The 17,648-nt window shown below is 73.6% G+C and carries 14 protein-coding genes; 9 read left to right on the top strand and 5 right to left on the bottom strand.

Annotation, left to right across the window (positions count from 1 at the left end; all coding sequences use genetic code 11):
• Positions 1–98: 98 nt before the first annotated feature.
• From C8046_RS10050 to C8046_RS10025, 6 genes are all read left to right on the top strand, one after another.
• Positions 99–722 carry an alternate-type signal peptide domain-containing protein gene (locus C8046_RS10050; protein ID WP_109229324.1) on the top strand — a complete coding sequence of 208 codons (624 nt, stop codon included), beginning with the start codon at positions 99–101 and terminating at the stop codon, positions 720–722.
• 46 nt (positions 723–768) lie between these two features.
• On the top strand, positions 769–1,464 hold the full coding sequence (locus C8046_RS10045; protein ID WP_109229323.1) for a signal peptidase I: 696 nt from the start codon (positions 769–771) through the stop codon (positions 1,462–1,464).
• Positions 1,461–2,135 carry an alternate-type signal peptide domain-containing protein gene (locus C8046_RS10040; RefSeq protein ID WP_109229322.1) on the top strand — a complete coding sequence of 225 codons (675 nt, stop codon included), beginning with the start codon at positions 1,461–1,463 and terminating at the stop codon, positions 2,133–2,135. Before C8046_RS10045 ends, C8046_RS10040 begins: the two co-directional genes overlap by 4 nt.
• Positions 2,135–2,866 carry a hypothetical protein gene (locus C8046_RS10035; protein ID WP_109229321.1) on the top strand — a complete coding sequence of 244 codons (732 nt, stop codon included), beginning with the start codon at positions 2,135–2,137 and terminating at the stop codon, positions 2,864–2,866. The genes C8046_RS10040 and C8046_RS10035 overlap by 1 nt, the downstream gene beginning before the upstream one ends.
• The gene (locus tag C8046_RS10030; protein ID WP_109229320.1) at positions 2,863–3,618 is read left to right on the top strand and encodes a hypothetical protein; all 756 of its coding nucleotides are present in this window, start codon (positions 2,863–2,865) and stop codon (positions 3,616–3,618) included. The genes C8046_RS10035 and C8046_RS10030 overlap by 4 nt, the downstream gene beginning before the upstream one ends.
• 74 nt (positions 3,619–3,692) lie before the next feature.
• Complete coding sequence (locus tag C8046_RS10025) at positions 3,693–5,816, top strand: S9 family peptidase (protein ID WP_235866275.1); 2,124 nt, start codon at positions 3,693–3,695, stop codon at positions 5,814–5,816.
• 37 nt (positions 5,817–5,853) lie between these two features.
• Here C8046_RS10025 and C8046_RS10020 read toward each other — a convergent pair whose 3' ends face one another.
• Positions 5,854–6,618 carry a DUF2993 domain-containing protein gene (locus C8046_RS10020; protein WP_109229318.1) on the bottom strand — a complete coding sequence of 255 codons (765 nt, stop codon included), beginning with the start codon at positions 6,616–6,618 and terminating at the stop codon, positions 5,854–5,856.
• Between the two features lie 44 nt (positions 6,619–6,662).
• On the opposite strand from C8046_RS10020, the gene ybaK reads away from it, so the two are divergent.
• Positions 6,663–7,148: a Cys-tRNA(Pro) deacylase gene (gene ybaK, locus C8046_RS10015; RefSeq protein WP_109229317.1), complete on the top strand. Its 486-nt coding sequence runs from the start codon at positions 6,663–6,665 to the stop codon at positions 7,146–7,148.
• A gap of 3 nt (positions 7,149–7,151) precedes the next feature.
• Here ybaK and C8046_RS10010 read toward each other — a convergent pair whose 3' ends face one another.
• The 4 genes from C8046_RS10010 to C8046_RS19745 form a co-directional block, all read right to left on the bottom strand.
• The gene (locus C8046_RS10010; RefSeq protein WP_109229316.1) at positions 7,152–7,850 is read right to left on the bottom strand and encodes a hypothetical protein; all 699 of its coding nucleotides are present in this window, start codon (positions 7,848–7,850) and stop codon (positions 7,152–7,154) included.
• 59 nt (positions 7,851–7,909) lie between these two features.
• Positions 7,910–9,568 carry an alpha-amylase family protein gene (locus tag C8046_RS10005; RefSeq protein WP_109229315.1) on the bottom strand — a complete coding sequence of 553 codons (1,659 nt, stop codon included), beginning with the start codon at positions 9,566–9,568 and terminating at the stop codon, positions 7,910–7,912.
• Positions 9,565–10,545 carry an LLM class flavin-dependent oxidoreductase gene (locus tag C8046_RS10000; protein WP_109229314.1) on the bottom strand — a complete coding sequence of 327 codons (981 nt, stop codon included), beginning with the start codon at positions 10,543–10,545 and terminating at the stop codon, positions 9,565–9,567. Before C8046_RS10000 ends, C8046_RS10005 begins: the two co-directional genes overlap by 4 nt.
• A gap of 396 nt (positions 10,546–10,941) precedes the next feature.
• Positions 10,942–15,177: an HtaA domain-containing protein gene (locus C8046_RS19745; RefSeq protein ID WP_146197123.1), complete on the bottom strand. Its 4,236-nt coding sequence runs from the start codon at positions 15,175–15,177 to the stop codon at positions 10,942–10,944.
• 270 nt (positions 15,178–15,447) lie between these two features.
• Between C8046_RS19745 and C8046_RS09990 the strand changes: the two genes are divergently transcribed.
• Both C8046_RS09990 and C8046_RS09985 read left to right on the top strand, forming a co-directional pair.
• Positions 15,448–16,554, top strand: coding sequence for a heme/hemin ABC transporter substrate-binding protein (locus tag C8046_RS09990; protein ID WP_235866274.1), 1,107 nt, complete (start codon positions 15,448–15,450; stop codon positions 16,552–16,554).
• A complete protein-coding gene (locus C8046_RS09985; RefSeq protein ID WP_109229312.1) occupies positions 16,551–17,618 on the top strand; it encodes a FecCD family ABC transporter permease in 1,068 nt (355 codons plus the stop codon). Before C8046_RS09990 ends, C8046_RS09985 begins: the two co-directional genes overlap by 4 nt.
• The last annotated feature ends 30 nt before the right edge of the window (positions 17,619–17,648 follow it).

Genomic DNA, 17,648 nt, shown 5'->3' with positions numbered 1-17,648 from the left:
CCAACGGTTCCCCGCACCACCCGCACCACCCGCGATCCACGCCCGGATCACGGTCCCTCACCCGGGGCGATCCACCTCGGTCAGTCAAGGAGATCAGCATGAACAAGAAGACGACGGGCATCCTCGCCGGCACGGCCGGCGCCGCCCTCCTCATCGGCGGCGGCACGTTCGCCCTCTGGAGCGATTCCGCCGACGTCGCCGGTGGCACGATCACCACCGGCAACCTCGACATCGCGGCCATCGCCGACGAGACGGAGTGGGTCGACGCCTCGGCCGACCGCCTCGACAAGGGCCACGTCATCGACGTCGCCGAGTGGAAGGCCGTCCCCGGCGACGTCGCCACGGGCGAGTTCTACTTCTCTGCCGCCCTCGAGGGCGACAACCTCGTCGCGGACCTCACCTCCACCGTGGCGGACGCCTCGGCCGCCTGGTACACCGTCGAGAGCGTCGCGTCCTACACGACCGACGGCACCACCTGGGTCCCGTTCGCGGGCGACGTGCAGAGCTTCACCTCCGAGGACAACGTCAACAACGTCCCGGCCCTGCCGGAGCTGCCGGCCGCCGTCGGCACCGACGCGAACGTCAAGGTCACCGTGAAGGTCACCGTCCTCGCGGGCGCCCCGAACGTCAACCAGGTCAACACGAACTCGACGATCAACCTCGGCGCCATCGCGGTCGGCCTCGAGCAGACCCGCGACGCCGGCACCGGCGCCGGTTTCTGACAGGTCCGAGCACCAGGTCGATCCGGGCGACACGGAAGGAGTCCTCATGAGCACCACGGCACCAGCGACCTCGCGTCGCCACGCCCGCGCGACCGCGGGGACTCCTTCCGGAGCCCGTCACGACGCCGCGCGCCCCTCGGGGAGCGACCGGAAGCCGTCGTTCCTCCGTGGTGTGCTGTCGGGCGTCGTGACGGTCGCCCTCGTGGCGCTCGTCGGCCTCGCGCTCGCGCTCGCCGTCGTTCCTCGCGTGATGGGCGGCGCCTCGCTGACCGTGCTCTCGGGCTCCATGGAGCCGACGTACTCCCCGGGAGACATCGTCGTCTCGGTCCCGCAGGACCGCTACACGGTGGGTGACGTGGTCACCTTCCAGCCCGTCTCGAACGATCCCACCCTCATCACCCACCGCGTGGTCTCGGTGCTCTCCTCCGCGCAGGGCCCCACCTACGTCACCCGCGGCGACGCCAACGGGGTCGACGACGCCCCGCTGGAGCCCGAGCAGATCATGGGCGAGGTCATCTACTCGGTGCCCTACCTCGGTCACGTCACGCACGCCGCCGGCAACCGCACCACGGTGGTCGTGGCCACCGTCGGCCTCGGCCTCGTGGGCTACGGCCTGTACCTGTTCGGTTCGGGCTGGCGCGACGGTCGCCGTCGCCGCAGCTCCGTCCCCGCCAAAACCGCGACCGACGCGGACCCCGTCGTCACCCACGACGACGCCTCGAACGACAAGGACCCCCGATGAGCCGCCACACCCAGCCCGAGGGCGTGGACGCTGGAACCAGCGTCGACGCCGCCACCGGCGCTCCGCCGTCCCGCCGTCGCTGGGTGCGCCCCGCCGTCGCAGGCGTCACGCTCCTGGTCGGCCTCGGTGTCGGCGGCAGCGGGACGTTCGCCCTCTGGGGCGACGCCCCCGGCGCCGTCGCCGCGGGCACGATCCGCACCGGTGATCTCGACGTCTCGCTGGTCGGCACACCCGTCTGGTCCCTCACCGCCACCGACGTCGCCGGCACCCCGACCACGATCGACCCGAGCACCTTCCTGGTGCGTCCGGGCGACTCCTTCACGATCACCCAGGGCGCCACGGCGCTGATCCGGGGCGACAACCTCAACGCGACGTTCGCCGTCACGTTCCCCGGGGTCAGCCTCCCCGCCGGTGCCACCGCGAGCTACACGGTGCTCGACGGCGGCACCACGCTGGGCTCGGCGGCCGTCGGCTCCCCGGTCACGATCGCGCCGCTGGTCGGCAGCAACGCCGGCGTCACCAGGAACCTGACCGTCCGCACCACGCTGACGTTCCCGACGTCGATCGCCGACCAGGTGCGCACGCCGGGGAACGCCGCCGCGGGCGCCGCCGTCAACCTCGGCGCCCTGACCGTGACGCTCCAGCAGGTCCGCACCGGGGAGGGGTTCTGATGAGCCGCCGTTCCACCACCGTCACCGGCCTGCTCGGGGTGGGTGCCCTCCTCGTGGGGAGCGCCCTCGGCAGCACCGGGGCCTCGCTCGCCTCGTGGAGCGACCAGGCCGCCAACGCGGCCGGCAGCTCCAGCTGGGGCTACGAGTACTTCGCCGCCGGGCTGCCGGGCCAGGTCACGGCCGCCGCCACCTCCGGCACCGACACGAACCACACCGTGGACGTCGCCGTCGACGGAGTCGGCCTGGCCGGGGCCCTGCTCAGCTCGGGCAAGGCCGCGCAGGCGTTCCAGGTCGACGCCCTCAGCCAGGGGAACAAGGGGCTGCGGTACGCGACGCAGTGGCAGGGCGCCTGGGCCGCGGGCACCCCGCTCGCCGACCCGGGTGTCACGCTCGCCTACTTCAAGGTCGCCAACCGGGCCGCGTGCACGCCCGACGCCGTCGCCCCGTCCCCCAACCCCCAGGAGTCCACGCCCGTCTCCGCCGCCTACTCGGCGGGCACCGCCGTCACCACGGAGTGGTGGTGCCTGACGGCGCGCGGCACGACGAGCGACGCCGGCAGCCACTCGAACACGGCGGGCGCGACGGCGAGCAGCGCCAACGGCACCGTCACGGCCACGCCCGGGGGCCGGGGCCTGACCTGGTCGGCATCGGTCACGACCGCGCTCACGGCCGCCGGCCAGGGCACCCGCACGCTGCGGTTCACCTACGACACGTTCCGTCCGGGAGCATGATGCGCACCTCGACAACCACCGCGGCGATCCTGACGACGCTCGGTCTCCTCGCGATCCCGGCAGCGGCGTCGGCCGCTCCGGCCCACGACGAGGCGATCCAGCTCTCCTGGGACGGCGACGCGTTCGCGTCGTCGACCACCGAGTCGTTCGTCGGCGTGCCGGTCGCCGTCCCGGGCGACTCGGCCGGGCGGACGCTGCAGGTGCGCAACGCCGGCCCGACGGCGGGCACGCTGACGGCGACCATCACCGGCGTCGACATCGACGAGGCCGTGACGGACGGGGTCTACGACGACCTCACGCTCGCCTGGGACGGTGGCTCGGCGTCGTTCGCCGACCTCGCTGCTGACGGTGACACGACGTTCCTCACGGTGCCCCTCGCGCAGGGCGCGACCACGCCCGTGACGATCAGCTACGAGCTCCCCGCCGACGCCACGACCGGCAACCGGGCGGCGAACGGGGGCCTCCCGGCGCGGGCGAGCTTCGACGTCGTTCTCACGCTCGGCGGGGAGCTCCCGACGACGACGCCGCCCCGCACGCCGCAGGGCGCACCGCCCGGTACACCGCAGGGCACGCCGCAGGTGACCGCGCCCCCGACGGCGGCCGGCCCGACCCCCGGCAGGCCCGGTGGCTCCCTCAGCGTCACCGGCGCCGACGTCGGCCTGGGCGCGCTGGTCGCGCTCGGTCTGTTCGGCGGCGGCGCCGGGCTGTGGGCCGCGAGCCGACGACGCGGTCGCACGGACACGGAGTCCTGACCCCGCCGGGGTGCGTGCCGTCGGGCGCGCACCCGACGACCCGGGGTGTCGGACCGGCGTGATAGACCAGAGTGGTGACCCAGACCACTCCGTTCCACACGCTCGACGACTACCTCGCGCTGCCCCGGACGGGCGGGATCGCCCTGTCTCCCGACGGGCGGCGGCTCGTCGTCGCGCAGTCCGTGCTGGACCCGAAGCGCACGAGGTACGTCACGTCCCTGTGGGAGGTGGACCCGTCCGGTGAGGCCTCCGCGCGGCGCCTCACCCGCGGCGCCAAGGGTGAGGGCGGTCCGGCGTTCACCGCGTCCGGCGACCTCCTGTTCGTCGCCGCGCGTGCCGAGGACGGCGAGGACGCCAAGCCCTGCGTCTGGCGGCTGCCGGCCGCCGGGGGAGAGGCGCACGTGCTCGCGCGCCGTCCCGGTGGCATCTCGGGTGTGCTGACCGCCCGGGCGTCCGACCGCGTCGTCGTCACCGCGGACACGCTGCCGGGTGCGACGGACGAGGCGGCCGAGCGCCGCCTCCGCAAGACGCGCAAGGACAAGAAGGTCGCCGCGATCCTGCACACCGGCTACCCCGTCCGCTACTGGGACCACGACCTCGGGCCGGACGCCCCGCGGCTGTTCGCCGTCGAGGGTGCGCCGCTGCCCGAGGACGACGGCGAGGGCACGACGGAGGACGCGAGCGACGCCGTCGCGACCCCGGAGCTCGTCACCGTTCCGACCGCCGAGCCGGGCCCCGACGACACCCGCGGCACCCGCGACCTCACCCCCGACGCCGGCAAGGCGCTGATCGAGTCCTCGTTCGCGCTGAGCGACGACGGCACGTTCGTCGTGGCCGACTGGCACACCTCCGCGGGCGCGTCGGTGCGCGAGCACCTGGTGCGGATCGACGTCGCGACCGGTGAGCGCACGGTGCTCGTGGCGGACGAGGAGGCGGACCTCGCCGTCGCGTCGATCAGCCCCGACGGCGCCTGGGTGGCCTACACCTCCGAGTCGATCTCCGACCCGCACCACGCCCCGCGCGTGACCGCCTGGATCGTGCCGAGCACGGGCGGCGAGCCGCGTCGGCTCGCTGACGGCTGGGACCGCTGGCCGACGTCGCTGACCTGGCTGCCCGACTCCGCCGGCCTGCTCGTGACGGCCGACGAGCACGGCCACTCGCCGGTGTTCCGGGTGCTGCTCGCCGGCGGCGAGCCCGAGCGGCTGACCGACGACGGCGCGTACGGCAGCGTCGTCGTCGCCCCCGAGGGCAAGCACGCGTTCGCGGTGCGGGCCAGCTACGCCTACCCGGGCGAGGTCGTGCGGATCGACCTCACCGGCACGCAGGAGCGCGTGACGCCGCTGCGCGGACCGTCCGAGCGGCCCGTGCTGCCGGGCCGGCTCGAGGACGTCGCCACCACGGTGACCGACGCCGACGGGAGCACCCACACCGTCCGGTCCTACCTGGCGCTGCCGGAGGATGCGTCGGCAGAGAGCCCGGCGCCGCTGCTGCTGTGGATCCACGGCGGCCCGCTCGGCTCCTGGAACGCGTGGAGCTGGCGCTGGAACCCGTGGATCATGGTCGCCCGCGGCTACGCCGTCCTGCTGCCCGACCCCGCCCTCTCGACCGGCTACGGCCAGGACTTCATCCAGCGCGGCTGGGGCGCGTGGGGCGAGGCGCCGTACACCGACCTGATGGCGGCGACCGATGCGGTCGAGGCGCGCGCCGACGTCGACGAGACCCGGACCGCCGCGATGGGCGGGTCGTTCGGCGGCTACATGGCCAACTGGGTGGCGGGGCACACGGACCGGTTCCGCGCCGTCGTCACCCACGCGAGCCTGTGGGCGCTGGACCAGTTCGGCCCGACGACGGACGCCGCCTACTACTGGGCGCGGGAGATGACCCACGAGATGGCGCTGGCGAACTCGCCGCACCGCTTCGTCGGGGACATCCGCACCCCGATGCTCGTCATCCACGGCGACAAGGACTATCGCGTGCCGATCGGCGAGGGGCTGCGGCTGTGGGCGGAGCTCCTGGAGAAGTCCGGGCTGCCCGCGGACGCCGATGGGTCGACCGTCCACCGGTTCCTGTACTTCCCCGACGAGAACCACTGGATCCTCACGCCGCAGCACGCGAAGGTCTGGTACGAGGTGGTCGAGGCGTTCCTGGCCGAGCACGTGCTCGGCGAGACGCGCGAGCTGCCGGAGACGCTGGGGTAGGGCCGGTGCGGCCGGTCCGGCCGCTGGGCCGGGGCGGTCAGGCGGCGGCCTCGGCGAGGTCGACGTCGACGCCCTCGACCGTGGCGCGAACTCCCGTCTCGACGACCTCGAGCGACGTGAGCCCGAGACCCGCCGGCAGGCCGGGGAGGTCGATGCGGATGTCGGTGAGACGATCGGCCAGCCCGGCGGGCAGCTGGTCCAGCGGCACCTCGAACCCGGCGATGCTCACGGTGCCGATGTCGACGGCGATCTGACCGTCCGCGGCCCGAGGCAGCAACCCGATGTCGACCGTCAGCCCGCCGAGCACCTCGGTGCCGGCGACGAGAGCGCCGTCGCGCGTCGTGAGCGTGAGGTCGGCGTCGGCGAGCTGGGTCGCCGCGAGGGACTCCAGCGTCGCCGTCGGGATGGTCGCCGTCGCCGAGACCGTCCCCGCGCGACCCAGCACCTGGGTGGCGACGTCGTAGGGGAGGTCCGTCGCGCGAGCGTCCAGGTCGGTCAGCGTGTAGCCCTCGTACACCGCCGAGGCGGCGGTGAGCTCGACGTCCCGGAAGGTCCCGCTCGCGAGCTGGGTCAGGAACGGGAAGCCGCCGATGGTGAGATCGACGTCCTCACCCGCGTAGGACGCGGCGAGGTTCTCCGCCACGCCCGCCTCGACACGGTCGTTCACGACCCGGTCGACGACGACCGCGATCCCGACCAGGAGGAGGAGCGCCACGATCGCGACCACGAGGCCGCGGCCTCGTCCGTGTCGGCGACGGGGCTGGGACGCGGGACGGGACGAGGCGCCGTCGAGGATGCTCACGGGGTGACGCTACGCGAGCCCGCGCCATCCGGCAGGCTGGGTCCGTGAGCACCACGGCACCCGGGACGCCCGCGACGGTCACCCTTCAGCAGGCCGACGTCGACTTCGTCGCCCACCTCTACGACCACGACCCGCGCGCGGCCTCGTTCGGCCTCGAGGCCTCCGAGAAGCTCGGCATCGAGCCCGAGCGCGTCTACAAGACGCTGATGGTCGACGTCGACGGCGAGCTGGTCGTCGCCGTCGCCCCGGTCTCGGGGCAGGTCGACCTCAAGGAGGTGGCTCGCGCCGTCGGGGGCAAGCGGGCGGCGATGGCCGACCCGACCCTCGCGCAGCGACGCACCGGCTACGTGGTGGGCGGGATCTCGCCGCTCGGTCAGAAGCTCGCGCACCGCCTCGTGCTCGACTCCACCGCGATCCTGCAGGAGACGATCCTCGTCTCGGGCGGCCGGCGCGGGTTCGACATCGAGCTCGCGCCGGACGACCTGCTCCGGGTCACGGGCGGGGAGTACGGCGACATCGGCAAGCCGTAGCGGTCAGCGCGGCGGCTCACCCAGCGCGGCCTCGCGAGCCGTGAGCGCAGCCTCGCGCTGGGCGAACGCCTGGCGACGCCGACGCACCCACACCGCCGTGAACGTCAGGGTCAGCCCGATGAGCAGCCCGGCGATCGCGCCCATGAGGGTCGCGGCGCGGAAACCGGGGGCCTGGACGTCGAGGATCCGCTCGCCCGCGTGGGCGGCGTTGCTCCCGCCGAGGACGATCCACAGCGTGAGCCAGTTCGGGAGGGCGATCAGGAGCGCGACGACCACGATGATGACGCGGGCCTTCCAGGTCTGCGCCCACCGCCGCCGGACCAGCGACACGACGAGCACCGGCACCAGCGTGAACAGGAAGCCGTAGAACAGGCCCCAGGCCGTGCCCTGCCCCATGCTCCCGTCGACCTGACGGCCGATCACCTGCGCCCACCACCGCGGCAGGAAGGCCGAGGCGGCCAGGTAGACCGCGATGAGGACGGCGACGGCGATCAGCGCGATGACCGTGACCTTGCCCGCGTGGGTGAACCAGGCCGCGGCGCGGTCACCCCGCGTCGGGGCGAACGCACCGGTCGTCCCGGCCGTGCCTGCGGGGGCGGTCGTCGGGCCGCCGGTGCTGCGGCTGCTGCCGGGACCGCCGACCGAGCCGGGCGACGTGCCGCCAGCGGTGCCGAGGTCGTCGTCGTGCGGCGGGGTTCCCATGCGCACATCGTGGCACGCGGCGGGCCTCGTGGGCAGGGTGGGGAGGTGCGTCCCCGACGTCAGCGGAGCCGCTGGTCCCCGGGCCGGCACACCCGCAGCCGTCGCGCGCCGTACGCCGCGAGGTCGAGCTCCACCACGCCGTCCAGCGGCTCGAACGTGGACCCGTCCGCCAGGCACACGAGGGAGACGCCGTCCGGCTCCTCCCCGAGGTCGAACCGCACGGTGCGCGGCTCGTCGGCGAAGCTGTGAACCCCGACGAACCGGCCGACGTCCGAGTCGCACGAGTGCACGAGCACGCCGTCGCACCCGGGATCGAGCACCGCGAGCTCGCCCCAGCCGATCTCGGGTGAGCGCCGGTAGGTCTGGGCGAGGCTCCTCACGAAGTGCAGGAGCGAGTCCGGGTCGCTGATCTGCTCCTCGACGTTCACGTGCCGTGGTCCGTACGCGCCCGACGTCATCGCCGTCGCGTGGCGCGACGGCGGCGCCAGCGAGAACCCGCCGTCGTGGTTCCACTGCATCGGCGTGCGCACGGCCATCCGCCCGTCGATGTCCAGGTTCTCGCCCATCCCGATCTCCTCGCCGTAGAACAGCACCGGGGTGCCGGGCAGCGAGAACATCAGGCTGTAGATCATCCGGACGCGGCGCGGGTCGCCGTCCATCATCGGGGGGAGCCGACGACGCAGGCCGCGCCCGTAGACCTGGTGGTCCTCCTGCGGTCCGAACGCGTCGAACACCTCCCGGCGCTCGGCGTCGCTGAGCTGGTCGAGCGTGAGCTCGTCGTGGTTGCGCACGAAGATGCCCCACTGCGCCTCGGCGGCGAGCTCCGGCCGGCTCTGGAGCGCCGTGATCAGGGGCCCGGGATCGTGGCGGGCGAGCGAGAGGTACAGCGCCTGGTTGGCCACGAAGTCGAACTGCATGTGGAGCTCACCGTCGCCGTCGCTCCCGAAGTAGGCCTTCTGCTCGTCGTAGGGGAGGTTGACCTCGCCGAGCAGCATGGCCTCGGCGGAGCGGCGCTGGGCGAACTGCCGCAGCGACTGCAGCACGCGGTGGTCGCGCTCGGACGTGCCGCTGTCGCCGTCGGTCCGGGAGACGAACGACGGCACGGCGTCGACCCGGAACCCCGAGACGCCCACCTCGAGCCAGAACCCGATGACCTTCGCGAGCTCGTCGCGGACCTTCGGGTTCTCCACGTTCAGGTCGGGCTGGTGGTGGTAGAAGCTGTGCGAGTAGTACTGCTCGGTCTTCTCGTCCCACTCCCAGACGCCGTCCTCCTCGCCGGGGAACATCGTCTCCGGGGCGTCCGGCGGCACCTCGTCGGACCAGATGTAGAAGTCCCGGTAGCGCGAGTTCCGGCTGCGTCGCGCGTTGACGAACCACGGGTGGCGGTCGGAGGTGTGGTTGACCAGGAGATCGAGGATGACCCGGATCCCGCGGTCGCGCGCGGTCCGGATGACCTCCACCAGGTCGCCGTGCGTTCCGAGCGCGGGGTCGATGCCGTAGAAGTCGGCGACGTCGTACCCGCCGTCGCGGCCGGGCGTCGTGTAGATCGGCATCAGCCACAGGCAGCTGACGCCGAGCTCGGCCAGGTAGTCCACGCGGCGCACGAGACCCTGCAGGTCACCGCTGCCGTCGGCGTCGTCGTCGAGGTACTGCTTCACGTCGAGGCAGTAGATGACGGCGTTCTTCCACCACAGGTCGCTCGCGTCGGACCGTCTCATCGGTTCGACCCCTCCAGGAGGGGGCGCAGCGTGCGCAGGAGCTCGGGCGCCCAGCTCGCGAGGTAGCCCCGCTGGTCGCGCGAGATCTCGTGGACGTAGACGCGGTCGAACCCGACGGCGACCGTGGCCGCCACGCGCTCGACGATCTCGGTGAGGTCGGCCGAGGCGACGACGCCGCGCCGCAGCTCGGCGTCGGTCGGGTCGCCGGCGAGGCCGGCGAAGTCCTCGGGCATCGCGACGTCCCAGATCCGCGGCGGCGTGATCACGCCGTGCAACCACTGGTCGCGGACGAGGTCGGAGGTGGCCTGCTCGGACGCGGCGTGCGCGACGTGCACCTGGACCGAGGCCGGTCCGGTGCCGCCGGCGGAGCGGTAGGCGTCGAGGATCGGCGCGACCTCCTCGGCGCTCGTGCCCACGGTCACGAGACCCTCGGCCCAGCCGGCGGCCCACGCCGCGGTGGCGGTGCTGGTCGCCGTCGCCATCAGGGGCGGGATGACGGACGGGAGGCTCCACAGGCGCGCGCGGTCGACCGTGATGCGGCCGTCGTGGCTGACCTCGCCGCCCGCCAGCAGGCGGCGGATGACGTCCTGGGTCTCGCCGAGGCGGGCGGTGCGCTCGTCCTTGCTCGGCCACTCGCCGCCGATGACGTGCTCGTTGAGCAGCTCGCCGCTGCCGAGCGCGGCGAAATAGCGGCCGGGGAACATCTCGCCCCAGGTCGCGATCGCGTGGGCGACGACGACCGGGTGGTAGCGGTAGCCCGGCGTCGCGACGGCACCGATCGAGTACCGCGTCGAGGCCAGCGCCGCGCCCATCCAGGCCAGCGTGCTTCCTGACTCACCCTGCTGCGGCGTCCACGGCGCGAGGTGGTCGGCGCTGAACGCGCCGTCGAACCCGACCCGCTCGGCCTCGACCACCGCTTCCAGGAGCGCGCTCGGTGGGACCTGCTCGTGGGAGGCGTGGAATCCGATGAACGTCATGCCGTCGACGTTACGGAGGGTCCGCAGCGGTGTGAAGGTTCACGTCGCGACGGCGGGGTCGCGGTCCCCGGAGCGCGCGCGGCGGGCACGACCGCGCCCTTGTGGTCGCGGTGGTGGGTCGAGCGCGTCCGTGTGGTCGCTTCACTCGCAGGATTGCGACCACAAGGGCGCGGTCGGGCGGTGGTGGCGACCACGGGGGCGCGGTCGGGTGCGACGACGGCGACCGCGCCCTTGTGGTCGCTTCACTCGCAGGATTGCGACCACAAGGGCGCGGTCGGGCGTGGTGGCGACCAGAGGGGCGCGGTCCGCGCCGGGCGGTGGGCACGGGCGAGGGACGACGACGGCGGCCGCCCACCCCGAGGGGTGAGCGGCCGCCGTCGTCGTGCTGGGTGTGCGCTACGCCGTCGTGCTCCGGCGACGCGCGGCCACGAGGATCGCGCCCGCGAGCATCAGGAGCATCGCGCCGAGGGCCGCCGTGGTGGCGCCGTCGGCGCCGGTGGCCGCCAGCGTGCCGGTGCTCGAGGTGCACTCGACCTCGCCGCCGAGCGGGAAGGAGAAGGTCACCGGGTCCATCGCCGCGCCGGCCTGGTAGAAGCCGCCGAACGCCTCGGCGCCGGCTGCCGTGAGCGTGGCCGAGGCGCCGTTCCAGGCGATCGAGCCGTTGCTCGTCGTGGACGACGGGAGCGAGAGGCTCGCGATGACCACGCCGTTCTTCGCCACGTCGGGGGCGTTGAGGCCCTTCGAGGTGATGTCGGCGATGAGCGCGGCGGAGCCGGTGCCGTTGACCTGGACGCGCGGGTTGCTGATCCGCAGGTCGAGCTGCCCACCGTGGCCGGTGAACGAGACGGCGCCGGAGTAGCCGACGCGGCCCTTGTTCGCGTCCTCGTTGTATGCACCCGAACCGCCGCCCCACACGAAGACCCCGCCGGACTGGCTGACGCCCGACGTCGAGATGCTGCCGCCGGCGATCGGGCCGGTGACGTACGTGCGGAAGCTGGACTTGACGCCCCAGCTCAGCGAGCCGCCGCCCACGCCCTGGGCGACGCACTTCTCCGCGGCCGAGGCCGGGGTGGAGCCGGAGCCGCCGGCGGGGGTGGAACCCGCGCCGCTGCCGGCGCCGTTGCCCGCGCCACCCGTGCCGGGAGGCGTCGTGCCGGGACCGTTGGGGCCCGTGCCGGCCTGGACGGGGTCGACGTCCGTCGGCGGGACGCACGGGGTGGCTGCGCCCAGCGGGAGGTTGAAGGCGACCGGGTCGAGCGCGGTGCCGGCGGGGTAGAAGCCGGCGAACGCGTCGGAGCCGGCGCTCGTGAGCGTGGCGCTCGCTGCCGCGACCTCGAACGCGCCGATCGTCGGCGCCGTGGTGAACGCGAGCGTCGCGAACGGCACGGCCGCGACGTCGGTGACGACCCCGGCCAGCGACTTGCTCGTGACGTCGGCGAGCAGGATGCCGGTACCGGCACCCGTCACCTGGACGCGGAGGTTGGCGAGGTCGATCTCCAGCTGACCGCCGTGGCCGCTGAAGAAGACACCGCCGGTGAAGGCTGCCTCACCGGTGGTGGCGTCGGGGGAGTACGTGCCGGCGCCGCCGCTCCAGCCGAAGGTGCCGACGGTGTCGGTGATGCCGGAGACGGTCCACGAGCCGTTCGCGATCGGACCGGCGATGTAGTTCCGGAAGCTCTCCTTGACGCCCCAGGCGAGCGTCGCGCCGGAGATCGCCTGGCACTGCGTTCCGACCGGCGGCGTCACCGGGGGAGTCACCGGAGGCGTGACCGCCGCCGCGACCTGGAACGTCGTCGAGCCCGACGCGCCCGCGGCGTCCGTCAGCGTGACGGTGTGCGCGCCGGTCGCGAAGTCGGCCGGGACGGCCCAGGCGAAGGTGACGTTCCCGGAGGCGTCGGCGACCTGGGTCCCGAGGTTGACCGGGTCGGAGTTCACCACACCGGAGACGACCTCGTTCGCACCGAAGCCGGCACCGGTGAACGTCGCGCTCGAGCCCTGGCGGACCCCGTCCGAGACGGACACGGTCGGCGTGGCCGGCTGCGGGGTCTCGGGCACCGTGACCGTGATCGGCGCGAACGCGTCGAGGGTGCGGTCGGTGACCGAGAGCCAGTGGGCGGCGGATGTCGCGACCTGGTAGCTCTTCGTCGGGTCGAGGGTGTCGGCCGGAACCGTGACCCGGGCGGTGAAGGCACCGTCCACCACCTGCGCGGCGGGGACGTGGATCTGCGTCAGCCAACCGGCGCTCGGCAGCGCGCCGACGCCGTTCCAGACGGACGACTCACCGACGAGCACGTACGCGCCGTTGGCAGCTCCCGCACCGACGAACCCGGTGCCGGAGACCTCCAGGACGTTGGCGACGGCGGGGTCGAGGTCGGTCGACGGCGTCACAGTGATCTTCGGGTCGGCGACCGGGTCGACGGGCTTCTCGCCCTGGTAGTTGACCGGGACGGTGAGCTCCTGGTCGGCGTTGACGACGCCGCCGGCGGCGTAGGTGTAGACGCCGTAGACGGGGTTGGTCGGGAGGGCGGGGGTGGCGGTGGGGGCGGAGACGGCGAGGGTGGCGGTGAAGTCGCCCTCGTCGGTGATCTCGACCCACTGCGGGCGGATGGCGCCCTGGAAGTTGGTGGGGACCTGGTCCAGGACGGACTCGGCCAGGGCCCACTTCTGGGAGACGACCTTGCGGGCGCTGCCGGCGGCTCCGGCGGAGGGCTTCCAGGTCTCGGCGAAGCCGCCGAAGACGACGTAGGTGCCCTGCGGGAGGGTGTTGGGGATCGGGACGCCGCGGCCGCCGACGTTGGCCTCGGGGTCGAAGCCGGAGCCCTTGACCACGAGGGACTCGCCGTCGTGGACGGGCTGACCGGTGTACGGCGTGGTGCCGTCGGCGAGGAAGACCTCGATCGCCGGGTCGAGCACCGGCTCCGGGTCGACGGGCTTCTCGCCCTGGTAGTTGACCGGGACGGTGAGCTCCTGGTCGGCGTTGACGACGCCGCCGGCGGCGTAGGTGTAGACGCCGTAGACGGGGTTGGTCGGGAGGGCGGGGGTGGCGGTGGGGGCGGAGACGGCGAGGGTGGCGGTGAAGTCGCCCTCGTCGGTGATCTCGACCCACTGCGGGCGGATGGCGCCCTGGAAGTTGGTGGGGACCTGGTCCAGGACGGACTCGGCCAGGGCCCACTTCTGGGAGACGACCTTGCGGGCGCTGCCGGCGGCTCCGGCGGAGGGCTTCCAGGTCTCGGCGAAGCCGCCGAAGACGACGTAGGTGCCCTGCGGGAGGGTGTTGGGGATCGGGACGCCGCGGCCGCCGACGTTGGCCTCGGGGTCGAAGCCGGAGCCCTTGACCACGAGGGATTCGCCGTCGTGGACGGGCTGACCGGTGTACGGCGTGGTGCCGTCGGCGAGGAAGACCTCGATCGCCGGGTCGAGCACCGGCTCCGGGTCGACGACGGCGGAGACGACGACCGTCGCGACGGCGGAGGTCGACGCGGCGTGCGTCGTGCCCGCGGGCGTGAAGACGGCGGTGAGGTCGTGCGAGCCGGCGGTGAGCGCCGTCGTCGACGTCGCGGCCCGACCGCCCGCGACGGTGGCCCGGCCGAGGGAGGTGGCACCGTCGAGGAACTCGACGGAGCCGGCGGCGTCGGCGGGGGTGACGGTCGCGGTCAGCGCGACCGGGGCGCCGACGGACACGGCGGCCGGGGTGGCGGACAGCGTCGTCGTGGTGGCGATCGGCGCCGCCGCCTGGACGAGCTGGGCCAGCGGGGCGGACGTCGAGCCGGTGAACGCGGCGTCGGCGGGCACGAACTCGGCGGTCACGCTGCGGCTGCCCTCGGCGAGGCCCGCCGTGGTGAGGGTGGCCGAACCGCCGGCGACCGGGACGCTGGTGAGCGTCGTCGTGCCGTCGCGGAAGGTGACCTGGCCGGCGGCGTCGGCCGGCGTCACGGTCGCCGTGAGGGCGACCTCCTGACCCACCGCGGAGGGGTTGACCGACGACGTGAGCACCGTCGTCGTGGCCGACGCCTGCACCTCGTACGGCAGCACGAACGACAGCGGGTCGAGCGCCGTGCCGGCCGGGTAGAAGGTGGCGAACGCGGTCGAACCGGCGGCGGTGAGCGTGGCGCCCACGCCAGAGAACGTGAGGCTCGCGCCGTCGTTCACGGGTGCGGGGACCGCGAGCGTGGCGAAGGCGATGTCGGACTGCTCCGAGACCGTGCCGTCCATCGCCTTGGAGTAGGAGTCCAGGTACAGCGTCCCCGAACCGCCCTCGACGACCACGCGCGGGTTGGTCAGGCGGACGTCCAGCGCGCCGTCGTGACCGGTGAAGCTGACGCCGCCGGAGAAGTCCGCGTCGGCGACCGTCGAGCCGGTGTCCGTCGAGCCCGAGCCGTTCGACCAGGTCCACGGGCCGGTCCCGGCCACGCCGATCGCGGAGGCCGATCCGTGCGCGATCGGGCTGGTGATGTAGCTGCGGAAGCTCTCCTTCACACCCCAGGTCAGGGTGGCGCCGGAGACCTCGGCGGGCGCGGCGGCCGCGGGTACGGCGCCGGCGACGAGCGTGACCGCTGCCACGAGGGCGGCGACGACGACGCTCGCGAGCGTGCGGCGCCGCGGTGCGGTGCGGGATGGGGCAGTGCTGGACACGGGCGTCGCCTCCGGGCGTGGGTCAGGTCTGGAGCAGGAGGGTGGGCGCACGTGAATTTCGGCACGCCTATCGTTCTTTATAGCCCAGTGAGGACACGCTTACCTAACGAGAGCCACGATGTGAACGCTGCTTTCGGCGTCATGGCGTGACGGACGCAACGGCGGACGTGCGTGCCGAGAGGTTAGGCTTCCCTGCGTGCCCACCCCGTTCCGCCTGTCCGGCGCGCTCCCGAGCGCGCTCGCGCTGATCGCCGCGCTCGCCCTCGCGGCGTGCTCCGCGACCGCCACCACGGACGGTGGCGAGGCCGCCCCGGTGCCCGGCTCGCGGATGTCGGCGCGCAGGTGCTGGCCGATCCGCACACGCACGTGGGGCCGTCGACGGCGGCGGTCGTCGACGGCGCCGTCCAGCCCGTCGTCGCCGACCCCGAGCCGCAGCTCCCCGTCACCGTGACGGATGCGCAGGGCACCGAGGTCACCGTCACCGACGCCAGTCGCATCCTCGCGCTCGACATCTACGGCACGACGGCTCGCACGGTCGCTGAGCTCGGCCTCGGCGACAACCTCGTCGGCCGCGACACGTCCTCGACCTTCCCCGAGGTGGCTGACCTGCCGCTCGTCACCGGGAACGGCCACGAGCTGAACGCCGAGTCGATCCTGGCGCTCGACCCGACCGTGATCATCACCGACTCCTCGCTCGGGCCCTGGGACGTCGTGCTCCAGATGCGGGAGTCGGGCATCCCCGTCGTCGTCCTCGACTCCGGTCGCAGCCTCGAGACCACCGGCGACCTCGTGCGCGACGTCGCCGACGCCCTCGGTGTCAGCGAGGCCGGCGAGCTGCTGGCCGAACGGACGGACGCCGAGGTCGCCGCGATCACGGCCGAGATCGCCGCGATCGCGCCGACGGGCGAGGACCGCCTGAAGATCGCGTTCCTGTACGTCCGCGGCGGCTCGGGCATCTACTACCTGTTCGGCGGCGAGTCCGGCACCGGCGCGATCATCGACGCCCTCGGCGCCCGTGACATCGCCACCGAGATCGGCTGGACCGGCATGAAGCCGGTCACCGACGAGGGTCTGATCTCGATGCAGCCGGACCTCCTCCTCGTCATGACGAAGGGACTGGAGTCCGCCGGCGGCGTCGACGGCCTGCTCGAGTCCGTCCCCGCCATCGCCCAGACCCCCGCGGGCCAGAACCGCCGGATCGTCGACATGGCCGACTCCCAGGTCCTCAGCTTCGGGCCCATGACGGCGGACGTGCTCGAGGCCCTCGCCGTCGCCGTGTACGCCCCCGACGCCGCCGCCGGCGCGCAGGACGAGGCGGCCGACGGCGGGGCGGCCGACGGCGGGGCGGTCGACGGCGACGGCGCGGCCGCGTCGTGACCGCCGGCCTCGCCACCGCTGCCACCACCTCGCGCCGCCGGGTGGTCCTGCTGCTCACCGGCCTGAGCATCGCGCTCGTGGTGCTGGTGCTCGTCTCGGCCGGCGTCGGCCAGCTCCGCATCCCGCCGCTCGAGGTGCTGTCCTCCATCCTGCGCCGGGTCGGCATCGAGACCGGCCTGCCCGTGACCCATCCCAACGGCGAGAGCGCGCTGTGGACCGTGCGGTTCCCGCGCGTGACTCTCGGTCTGCTGGTCGGCGCCGGCCTCGCCGTCGGCGGCGTCCTCATGCAGGGCGTGTTCGGCAACCCGCTCGCCGAGCCCGGCGTGGTCGGCGTCTCCTCCGGGGCGGCCGCCGGCGCGTGCCTCGTGATCGTGCTCGGCTGGACGGCGATGGGGGAGTGGGGTGTGGCGCTGGCCGCCTTCATCGGCGGCCTGCTCGCGACGATCCTGGCCTACCTCACCGCGCGCCAGAACGGGCGCACGGAGGTCGTCACGCTGGTGCTCACCGGTGTCGCGGTCAACGCCGTCGCCGGTGCCGTCATCGCGTTCATGACCTTCCTCGGCGACACCCAGGCGCGCGAGGAGATCGTCTTCTGGCAGCTCGGCTCGCTCAACGGCACCCGCTGGGTGCAGGTCGCCGTCGCCGCACCGCTCATCGTCATCGGGATCATCGGGGCGGCCGTCGTCGCGCGCCGCCTCGACCTGCTCGCGCTCGGTGAGCGCTCGGCCCGGCACGTCGGCGTCGACGTCGAGAAGCTCCGGATCGGCGTTATCGTCCTGGTGGCGATCGCGACCAGCGCCGCCGTCGCCTTCGCCGGGATCATCGCGTTCGTCGGCCTCGTGGTGCCGCACGTCATCCGGATGATCGTGGGCCCGGCCCACCGCGTGCTGGTGCCGGCCTCGGTGCTGGGCGGCGCCGTCGTGCTGCTGGCCGCCGACCTCGTGGCGCGCACGATCGTGCCGTACGCCGACCTCCCGATCGGCATGCTGACCGCCATCATCGGCGGCCCGTTCTTCTTCTGGCTGCTGCGCCGCACGCGCCGCGGGGCGGGGGGCTGGTCGTGACCGACCCCACCGCGACCGACCCTCGCGTGA

This window comes from Serinibacter arcticus (assembly GCF_003121705.1).
Lineage (GTDB): Bacteria > Actinomycetota > Actinomycetes > Actinomycetales > Beutenbergiaceae > Litorihabitans.
Note: the sequence above shows the minus strand (reverse complement) of the source record. Positions and strands in the feature narration are given on the sequence as shown.

Bases quoted from the DNA above. Each gene is read 5' to 3' on its own strand.
- C8046_RS10050 (WP_109229324.1), top strand. From the start codon at position 99: ATGAACAAGAAGACGACGGGCATCCTCGCCGGCACGGCCGGCGCCGCC.
- C8046_RS10045 (WP_109229323.1), top strand. From the start codon at position 769: ATGAGCACCACGGCACCAGCGACCTCGCGTCGCCACGCCCGCGCGACC.
- C8046_RS10040 (WP_109229322.1), top strand. From the start codon at position 1,461: ATGAGCCGCCACACCCAGCCCGAGGGCGTGGACGCTGGAACCAGCGTC.
- C8046_RS10035 (WP_109229321.1), top strand. From the start codon at position 2,135: ATGAGCCGCCGTTCCACCACCGTCACCGGCCTGCTCGGGGTGGGTGCC.
- C8046_RS10030 (WP_109229320.1), top strand. From the start codon at position 2,863: ATGATGCGCACCTCGACAACCACCGCGGCGATCCTGACGACGCTCGGT.
- C8046_RS10010 (WP_109229316.1), bottom strand. From the start codon at position 7,850: ATGGGAACCCCGCCGCACGACGACGACCTCGGCACCGCTGGCGGCACG.
- C8046_RS10005 (WP_109229315.1), bottom strand. From the start codon at position 9,568: ATGAGACGGTCCGACGCGAGCGACCTGTGGTGGAAGAACGCCGTCATC.
- C8046_RS10000 (WP_109229314.1), bottom strand. From the start codon at position 10,545: ATGACGTTCATCGGATTCCACGCCTCCCACGAGCAGGTCCCACCGAGC.